This is a genomic window from Novosphingobium sp., assembly GCF_040079535.1.
Lineage (GTDB): Bacteria > Pseudomonadota > Alphaproteobacteria > Sphingomonadales > Sphingomonadaceae > Novosphingobium.
The window spans coordinates 1-7,112 of record NZ_JBEBKB010000063.1 but is presented as its reverse complement, the minus strand read 5'-3'; the positions used below and the strand labels follow the sequence as shown (position 1 = coordinate 7,112).

7 protein-coding genes are annotated in these 7,112 nt (G+C 59.9%); 2 read left to right on the top strand and 5 right to left on the bottom strand.

Annotation, left to right across the window (positions count from 1 at the left end):
- The coding region (locus tag ABL914_RS13340) for an ATP-binding protein (protein WP_391563679.1) at positions 1 to 1,033 on the top strand (1,033 nt) is incomplete at its 5' end.
- A gap of 48 nt (positions 1,034 to 1,081) precedes the next feature.
- On the opposite strand, the gene ABL914_RS13335 is transcribed toward ABL914_RS13340, so the two are convergent.
- The 5 genes from ABL914_RS13335 to ABL914_RS13315 all read right to left on the bottom strand — a co-directional run bounded on the left by ABL914_RS13335 (position 1,082) and on the right by ABL914_RS13315 (position 5,278).
- Complete coding sequence (locus ABL914_RS13335) at positions 1,082 to 1,531, bottom strand: tRNA (cytidine(34)-2'-O)-methyltransferase (protein ID WP_391563678.1); 450 nt, start codon at positions 1,529 to 1,531, stop codon at positions 1,082 to 1,084.
- Positions 1,532 to 1,728: 197 nt separating this feature from the next.
- Entirely contained in the window at positions 1,729 to 2,337 is a 609-nt protein-coding gene (locus tag ABL914_RS13330; RefSeq protein WP_391563677.1) for an ABC transporter, read from the bottom strand.
- 14 nt (positions 2,338 to 2,351) lie between these two features.
- Positions 2,352 to 3,311 (bottom strand): MlaD family protein, encoded by a 960-nt coding sequence (locus ABL914_RS13325; RefSeq protein ID WP_391563676.1) that lies wholly within the window; start codon positions 3,309 to 3,311, stop codon positions 2,352 to 2,354.
- 6 nt (positions 3,312 to 3,317) lie between these two features.
- Complete coding sequence (locus ABL914_RS13320) at positions 3,318 to 4,169, bottom strand: ABC transporter ATP-binding protein (RefSeq protein ID WP_391563675.1); 852 nt, start codon at positions 4,167 to 4,169, stop codon at positions 3,318 to 3,320.
- Positions 4,166 to 5,278 (bottom strand): MlaE family lipid ABC transporter permease subunit, encoded by a 1,113-nt coding sequence (locus ABL914_RS13315; protein ID WP_391563674.1) that lies wholly within the window; start codon positions 5,276 to 5,278, stop codon positions 4,166 to 4,168. The genes ABL914_RS13320 and ABL914_RS13315 overlap by 4 nt, the downstream gene beginning before the upstream one ends.
- A gap of 101 nt (positions 5,279 to 5,379) precedes the next feature.
- Between ABL914_RS13315 and ABL914_RS13310 the strand changes: the two genes are divergently transcribed.
- Positions 5,380 to 7,112, top strand: a 1,733-nt coding sequence (locus ABL914_RS13310) for a valine--tRNA ligase (protein ID WP_391563673.1), incomplete at its 3' end; no start/stop codon positions are given.

Below are 7,112 nucleotides of genomic sequence, written 5' to 3'. Positions count from 1 at the left end.
GCTTGGATTGCGCGGCGTAGGAAAGACCGTACTTCTCAACAAGATTGAGCAAAAAGCCGAAGAAAACGGATATCTCACATCATTTATCGAAGCGCCTGAAGATCGCAAACTGGTTGACCTACTCTACCCAAAAATTCACCAGGTACTGCGCAAGCTATCCATTGTTGAAGCGGCCAAGGTCGCGACACATAGCGCTATGCGAGCGCTCCGTAGCTTTGCTGGAGCGTTCAAGTTGAATGTGGGTGATTTCGAGTTTTCGGTCGATCCTGAACCCGGGATCGCCGACAGCGGCAATCTCGAATACGATGTAACCGAACTATTCCTGAAGGTTGGCGAAGCGGCACGTGCAGCGGGTCGAGGCTGGACCCTGCTTATCGATGAGGTGCAATATCTTTCGACTGAGGAGCTGGGGGCACTGATTGTTGCAATCCATCGGAACAATCAAAAGGCCCTTCCGGTGATCCTGTTCGGCGCAGGTTTGCCAGCAATTTCAGCTCTGTCGGGGGATGCAAAGTCCTATGCGGAGCGGCTGTTCATTTTTCCAAAAGTGGATGCCTTGCCTTATGATGATGCAGTCAGTGCGATCCGACAGCCGATTGAAGAAGAGGGCGAGACAATTGAAGTCGGTGTGCTTGATGAAATCGTCACTTTGACGAGAGGGTATCCATACTTTTTACAAGAGTGGGGCCATCAGGTCTGGAACGCTTCACCAAGCTCCCCCATCGCAATAAGCTGCATCGAAATGGCGGGAAAGGAAGCCTTGAGAAGGCTCGACGAAGGGTTTTTCAAAGTTCGCATTGATCGACTGACGCCCAAAGAAAGGGAATATGTAATAGCAATGGCTCGTTTGGGCCCCGGCCCATACCGCTCAGCAGACGTCGCGGAAGTGCTAGGCGAGAAGTTAGCAACCTTAGGACCGCGACGCGCCCAAATTATCGCAAAGGGAATGATTTACAGCCCAGCGCACGGTGACATCGCATTCACAGTTCCATTGTTCGACGAGTATCTGAAGCGCCATTGGATCAAGGACTAGTGATCTTGGTGTCGGACGCCGTCGCCCGAAGCAAAAACGCACAGCACGCTAATCCAACCCCCACACCTGCCGCAGCCCCTCGCCCAGCGCGAGCGCCGCCGCCATAGCGAGGTTCATCGAGCGCACTTCTGGCCGGATCGGGATCCGCAGCTGCGCCTCGCAGGCTTCGGCAACATCTGCCGGAACCCCGGCGCTTTCCTTGCCGAACAGCAGGACATCGCCGGGCCTGAAGGCGAAATCATAAAGCGAAGTTTCGGCCTTGGTGGTGAACAGCACCAGTCGCTGCGGGGCCGTGCTTTTGCGAAACGCGGCGAAGCTGGCGTGGCGGACCACTTCGACATGATCGATATAGTCCATCGCGGCACGGCGGACGCGGGCATCATCCCAGGCAAAGCCCAACGGCTCGATCAGGTCTACCCCGGCGCCCAGGCAAGCGCCAAGCCGCAGCGCGGCGCCGACATTGCCGGGGATTTCGGGTTCGTAAAGGGCAATGCGCATGGAACTTCACCGGTTATCTTGAAGCCGAAAAGGTCCTCTCCATTTTCCGCGTAGGCGGCAAATGGGGAGGTGGATGGGCCGCAAGGCCCAGACGGAGGGGTGATGACGCCAACGCAGAAGCTCTCTCCGTCAGCGGCTGGACGCCGCTGCCACCTCCCCATTTGTGGCAGTCGCCAAAAATGGAAAGGATCTTGGGCCTAGCCGCCCAGCATCCATTCCGCCACTTGCCGCGCAACATCATTGGCCGCCTGGTTCAGCGCCGGACCGACAAATTCGGCCTTGGCCGGCACTCCGGGGACCACGGCTTCAAAGCGGCGGCTTTGCACGGTGCCATCGGGCATTGTCCGCAGCGCATCATAGCGCACCACCACTGCACCGCTGCGCGCATCATAGCCCATATCGACCAGTTGCCCGCCCAGCCGTTGCCCGCCTGGCGCTGCGGGCTGGCTGTCTTCCAGCACCAGCGCCGTGGTCCGGGTCCGCAAGGTCTCGGCAATCAGGCCACGGAACAGGCGGGCCGGGCGTTCAACCCAGGTCGCATCGACCAGATAGGCCACACTGGTATCGCTGACCTGCACTGGCACCCGCAGCACGGCCAGTTTCTGGCTGGTATCGGGTTCCATTACAACGATCGTGGTAGCGGCGGTGCCGCTGGCCATCGTTCCAGCCGCAACCGGCTTTTCAGCCGCCAGCGAGAGCAGGAACCTGGGCGGCTTGCCCCCGCCGCCCAGGCTGACACAGCCTGCCAGCGCGGCCAGCAGAAGCGCGGCCCCGGCGGCGCGGATGCGGATGCGGATCGGCTTCATGGCCCGGTTTCCCTTCAAGGCTTGTAATCGGGCAGATTGGGCCCGCCCAGCAGGCCGCTGGCCCCCTGATCGTTGATTTTTTCGGTCGCTGTGCGCAGCGCCTTGGTAGTCGCGCGCAGATCGCGGATCGCAGCTTCGGCTTCGGGCAAGGTGGTAGTGTTCACCCGCTGGGCACCGGGCCGCATATCGGCCAACATGCCATCAAGCTGTTTCGATGCGCGCTCAATCGATTTGAGCGACTGGTTGAACTGGCCCACCATCGGGCGGAAATCCTCGTTCATCATCGCATTGGTCGATCCGGCCACGCTCTGGAATTCTGCCAGCGCCATCTGGGCTTGAACCAGCGTTGTCTGCAATTCCAGCAGGGTCTTCTGCAATTGCGGGGTTGCGCCTGCCAATCCGCCAGTAAGCTGCTGAGTATTAGACAGAATTCCTTCGATCGCCGATTGGTTCTTTTCTGAAAACAGCAAAGTCAGCCGCTCAGTCAAAGTCGCCAGTCGTTCCAGCAAAACTGGGGCGGAGTTGAGCAGCTCGCCCAGCCCGCCCCGCTTGGTCGGGATCACCGGAATGCCTTCGGGGCACAGCGCTTTGGCATCATCGCCCTTGCAGCTAAGCAGTGGGTTGCTGTTGTTTGCGCCTTCCAGCTGGATCGTGGAAAGCCCTGTAAAACTGCCCTGAATCGTCGCCGTAGTGCCAACCCGGATCGGCACGTTCTTGTCCACCACGATCCGTACATGGACAAATCCGGGGTCCTTCTTCCACAGCTCGATAACCTTTACCTGGCCCACCGGCACGCCCGAAAAATTGACCGCCGAGCCCTTGGACAGGCCATCGACGGCCTGCTTGAAAAAGATATCGTATTCGTGCTTGGACCCTTCATTAAGCCGCGCCATCCAGACGATAAACGCCGCCAACAAGGCGAGCAGCGCAAGGGTTACTGCGCCCACCCAGACATATCTGGCCTTGGTCTCCATGCCTGCTTAATCCCCCGGTTTCGCTTGCTTGTCCATGGCCCTTGCGCGATCACGCACCATTGCTGCCGCGCGCTTCTGGGCGGTCTGGGCAGCACGGCCGCGTGGGCCATTGAAATATTCCTGGATCCACGGATGATCGAGCGCCAGCAGCTCAGCAATCGTGCCCACCGCAATCACGCGCTTGTCAGCCAGCACCGCCACCCGGTCGCAAATCTCATACAGCGTATCAAGATCGTGGGTGATGAGGAACACAGTATGACCCAGCGTTTGCTGCAATTCCCGGGTCAGATCATCAAACGCCGCCGCGCCAATCGGATCAAGCCCGGCGGTCGGCTCATCCAGAAACAGCAGCTCGGGATCCAGCGCCAGCGCCCGGGCGAGGCCAGCCCGCTTGCGCATCCCGCCCGACAGTTCTGATGGAAACTTGTCAGCCGCCTCGGCCGGCAGGCCAGACAGGCGAATTTTGTATTCGGCAATCTCGCGGCGCAGTTCAGCGCCGATTTCAGGATGAAATTCGCGCAAGGGCACTTCGATATTTTCGGCCACAGTCAACGTTGAAAACAGCGCCCCACCCTGAAACAGCACGCCCCAGCGGCTGCGGATATCAACGTCACCGGGTTCACGCGGCTCGCCCATGGTCTGGCCCAGTACCTCGATCCGGCCTTCAACGGGGGTTTGCAGCCCGATGATCGAGCGCATCAGCACCGATTTGCCGGTGCCCGATCCGCCCACCACCCCGATAATCTCACCTTTATGCACGGCCAGATCGAGATTTTCGTGAATCACCTGGCTGCCGAACTGGTTCTTAAGCCCTTCAACCAGGATCGGGTATTCGCCCAGATATTGCTCGGCACTCATCCCCAGCCCACTTCGGTAAAGAAAACGGCAAAGAATGCGTCGAGCACGATGACCGCAAAGATCGCCTGAACCACCGCAATGGTAGTCTTCAGCCCGACTTCCTCGGAATTACCCTGAACCCGCATTCCCTGATAGCAGCCCGCCAGCGAAACAATCAGGCCAAACACTGGCCCCTTGATCAGCCCCACCCAGATATCGTGCATTGGCACCACTTCCTGGATCCGCGTCAGGAATGAAAAGAACGGAATATCGAGCGAAAACATCGAGACAAAGGCGCCGCCGATTACGGCCAGCACCGATGCATAGAAGCCCAGGATCAGCATCATGAAAGTGCAGGCCATGATGCGCGGGATAATCAACGCCTCCATCGGCGAAACCCCGATGGTGCGCATCGCGTCCACCTCTTCGGTCAGCTTCATCGTGCCGATCTGGGCGGCAAATGACGAGCCCGAACGGCCTGCAACCATGATCGCGGTCATCAACACACCCAGTTCGCGGAACGAGAGCCGGCCAGTGAGGTTGATCGTATAAATCTCTGCCCCAAACTGTTCGAGCTGGACCGCTCCTTGCTGGGCAATCACGATCCCGACCAGAAAGCTCATCAACCCGATGATTGGCACGGCGCCAACACCAACCAGCTCCATCTGCCGAAATAGCGAAATCCAGCGGATTCGCGATGGATGGCGCAGCACCCGCGCCGTAGCGACCAGCAGCGCACCCAAAAAGCCCAAAAGCTGGGTCACGCCTTCAACATAGGCAACAACATGCCTGCCCAGCCGTTCCAGAAGCCGCACAGGCGCGCCGGGTTCTTCAACCTCATCAGCGTCGCCGGGATTCTTGTCCTCAACCGCGGCGATCAACCGCCAGGCTTCGGTGCTGGCGCCGGTGATCGTCGCTTCGGTGCGGTGGGCCAGGCGCCAGACAAGCCACGCCCCCACCGTATCGATCGCGCCTACTTGTGAAAGATCGACCCGCTCCAGCTTATGATCAAGCCCGCGCAACTGCTGATCGATCGCCCCGACCGAGCTCACCACCAAGGGCCCGCTCAGCGCAAGTGCCTGCGTGCCGTCCTCTGCGGTTTCGATCGTAAAGTCAGCCCATTCGCGCATCGGATGGGTGTGTGCGGGAAAATTGCGGCACAGGCAAGGCGGGGCGGATCGGCGAACCAACCGTTGCGCCGCTGCCTCAGCACTGGCAAAGGCCGGGCGATATGACTGACAATGCACTCGACAAGACATTCGACCCCGCCGCAATTGAGGCGAAGTGGTACGCACATTGGGAATCTAACGGACTGTTCCGGCCCGAGCGGCCAGATGCCCAGCCGTTCACCATCGTCAACCCGCCGCCCAACGTAACCGGCAGCCTCCACATCGGCCACGCGCTCGACAATACCTTGCAGGACGTGGTGATCCGGTACGAACGGCTGCGCGGCAAGGATGCGCTGTGGGTGGTCGGCACCGACCACGCCGGGATCGCGACCCAGATGGTGGTCGAACGCCAGCTGGAAGCCGCGCAGGACAAGCGCACCAATTACAGCCGCGAGGCTTTCGTGGGCAAGGTCTGGGAGTGGAAGCACGAAAGCGGCGGGACGATCACCCAGCAGCTGCGGCGCCTTGGCTGTTCGATGGACTGGAGCCGTGAACAGTTCACCATGGATCCGCACTTTACCACAGCCGTGGTCAAGGTGTTCGTAGACCTATACAACAAGGGGCTGATTTACCGCGATAAACGCCTGGTCAACTGGGATCCCAAGTTGAAGACTGCGATTAGCGATCTTGAGGTTGAAACCCGCGAGGTGAAGGGCAGCTTCTGGCGGTTCCGCTATCCCTTTGCCGATGGATCAGGCCATGTTGAGGTTGCGACCACCCGGCCTGAGACGATGCTGGCCGATATGTGCGTGGCGGTGAACCCTGCCGATGATCGCTACAAGGCAGTCATCGGCAAGGACATCCTGCAACCGCTAACGGGCCGCACGTTCAAGGTGGTGGCCGATGAACATGCCGATCCGGAACTGGGCAGCGGCGTGGTCAAGATCACCCCGGGGCACGATTTCAACGATTTCGAAGTAGGCAAACGCGCCGGGATCAAGCCGGCAGATATGCTCAACATGTTCGATGCCGAAGCCCGCGTGGTGCAGACCGCCGATGGGTTGGTGCCGGCCGAATTCGTTGGCATGGAACGGTTTGCGGCGCGCAAGCTGGTGGTTGAACGGATGAAGGAAGCCGGGTTCCTGATCCCGCACGTGACCAAGGACAAGGACGGTGAAGAGGTTCAATCCGATGCCGAACCGCGCACCATCCAGACCCCGTTCGGCGATCGCGGCGGGGTGGAAATCGAACCCTGGCTGACTGACCAATGGTATGTGAATGCCGAGGAACTGGCCAAGGCACCGCTTGAAGCCGTGCGCAGCGGCGCGGTGGAGATCGTGCCGAAGAGCTGGGAGAAGACGTTCTTCAACTGGATGGAAAATATCCAGCCGTGGTGTGTTTCAAGGCAGCTGTGGTGGGGGCACCGGATTCCGGCTTGGTATGGGCAGCTTAGGGATGGAGATGACCTGTATGGACATTTCACGCCGATCAAGGACTCGGGAGGTAGGCGAGCAATCTTCGTTGCAGAGACTTCCGAAGAAGCTCTTGCGCAGGCTCGCGAATATTATGGAGACAAGTTCGCGCCATACTTGGCGAAGGAAGACGATCCTCGCGAACTGACGAAATTGCATATGACCGAGCAGGGACAGCCAGTGCCTATTCAACTCGTCCGCGATCCCGACGTCCTCGACACCTGGTTCTCCTCCGCCCTGTGGCCCTTCGCCACGCTGGGCTGGCCGGATGCGGAGAAGCCCTCTCCCCTTCAGGGGAGGGGGTTGGGAGAGGGGGCGAGCGCAGCGAGCGCTGGCACCGGACTCCCCCTCTCCCCGGCCCTCTCCCCTGAGGGGGAGAGGGA